The sequence below is a fragment of the uncultured Fretibacterium sp. genome (genome assembly GCF_938040765.1).
GTDB lineage: Bacteria > Synergistota > Synergistia > Synergistales > Aminobacteriaceae > CAJPSE01.
The window spans coordinates 1-1535 of the sequence record NZ_CALIAA010000290.1 but is presented as its reverse complement, the minus strand read 5'-3'; the positions used below and the strand labels follow the sequence as shown (position 1 = coordinate 1535).

Here is a 1535-nt window from a genome sequence, read left to right as displayed (position 1 = left end):
GTTTCACGAGCATCCCATCGGATGCCAGCAGTTTCAGGGCCTCCTCCTCGTCCATCCCCGGCAGCTTGTCCTTGAGCCCCAGGGCGCGGTAGTTCATGCCGCTCGTGTTGAAAAAACGCTTCAGGGGCAGAGCGCTTCGCTTTTGCCATTCCTTCAGCTCCGGAACCGTCGGGGGATCTTGGACGAGGTCCCGGAACGTATAGCTTAAATTTTTCGCATCCAGCCAATCCCTGGCCTCTCGGCAGGTTCCGCACCTGGGGTACCACAGAAACAGCATGATCGCTTCCTCCTTCGTCCCTGAAATGAGGGTATAATACAAAAAAACGGTCAGGAAGGCAAAGAGGAATCGAAGGGAGGCGGACGGGTGAGGACGATACGATTGCTCTATCCCGATTTTGTAAGCGGAGGTCTGGAGACGTATTATTTCGGGGCCCTCCTGCTTCAGCATATCCTGCCGCAGAACGGGAATCAGGCGCTCTATAAGGTCAACATCGCTCCGCCGGCCGGTAAGAAGTATGAGGTAACCGACGGCATCTATGCAAAGGAAGAGGTGAGGGCCGGCATTGAAGACGCGATGCATATCCTCGAGCGCGTAAGGCCCGATAAAGTCGTTACGATCGGCGGAAACTGCATCGTATCCCAGGCGCCGTTCGACTACCTGCACGGTATTTATGAAAGCCTTGGAATCGTATGGATCGATGCCCATCCGGATGTCTCGACGGTAAGGGACGGTTATCCGAATGCCCATGCCTACGTGCTGGGCTCTCTGATGGGGGAGGAGGGCACCTCGCTCACGGACTTGATGAGGAACAAAAAGTTTGAGGCCAACGAGATACTCTATGTCGGCCTCCAGGAAATACACGGTTATCAGGAAAAATTTTTGAGGGAGAGAAACGTCGGTTATAAAATCCAGACGGAAGAATTTGTATCCGACGATGAAATAAAAGATTTTACCTCCAGGTTCGATCATATCCTGATCCATCTCGACATCGATGTGCTGGACGCGGGGCTGTTCCATTCAACCTACTTCGCGAACAGGGAGCTGGTGGGGGACGGCAGCGGCAGCGGCAAAATGACGATGGAGAAGCTGTCCGACGTGCTGCAGTGCATTCAGGCGAACACCGACGTGGTTGGCTTTACCGTGGCGGAGTACCTGCCGTTCGATGAGCACAAACTGAGCAGGATGTTCTCAAAAATCGGCATTCTCACGGAAGGATAAGGACACGCTGGGCGATTCTCCCAGGCGCTTCAAGACTTCACTCCGTGGGAACGAGTCCGAAAGGCCATCGCCTCACCCCCCAAGGGGCATTCTGTAACCTACTCCTTTATATTGCCTTGCTGCGTTCCTTGACGGTGTAGCAGAGTATGGCCGCCGCCGCCGCAAGTGCCGCACCACACAACCAGACAGGAAACCTGCGATGACAGGGCCGATCATTCCCATAATGCCATAAATCGTAAAGAGAAAAGCGACCTCGCGGCCGGGGAAACCATAGGGAACAAGCTGCGGATGCTGATTTTCTATCATCTTGGATTTA

Annotated in this window: 3 protein-coding genes; 1 reads left to right on the top strand and 2 read right to left on the bottom strand. The window is 54.1% G+C overall.

What is annotated here, in order from left to right; genetic code table 11:
• On the bottom strand, window positions 1-277 hold a 277-nt coding region (locus Q0176_RS10215), incomplete at its 3' end, for an ArsC/Spx/MgsR family protein (RefSeq protein ID WP_299302472.1).
• A gap of 87 nt (window positions 278-364) precedes the next feature.
• Between Q0176_RS10215 and Q0176_RS10210 the strand changes: the two genes are divergently transcribed.
• Window positions 365-1219: an arginase family protein gene (locus Q0176_RS10210; RefSeq protein WP_299302469.1), complete on the top strand. Its 855-nt coding sequence runs from the start codon at window positions 365-367 to the stop codon at window positions 1217-1219.
• Window positions 1220-1291: 72 nt separating this feature from the next.
• Here the strand turns inward: Q0176_RS10210 and Q0176_RS10205 are convergent.
• Window positions 1292-1535: hypothetical protein (locus tag Q0176_RS10205; protein ID WP_299302466.1), on the bottom strand; the 244-nt coding region annotated here is incomplete at its 5' end.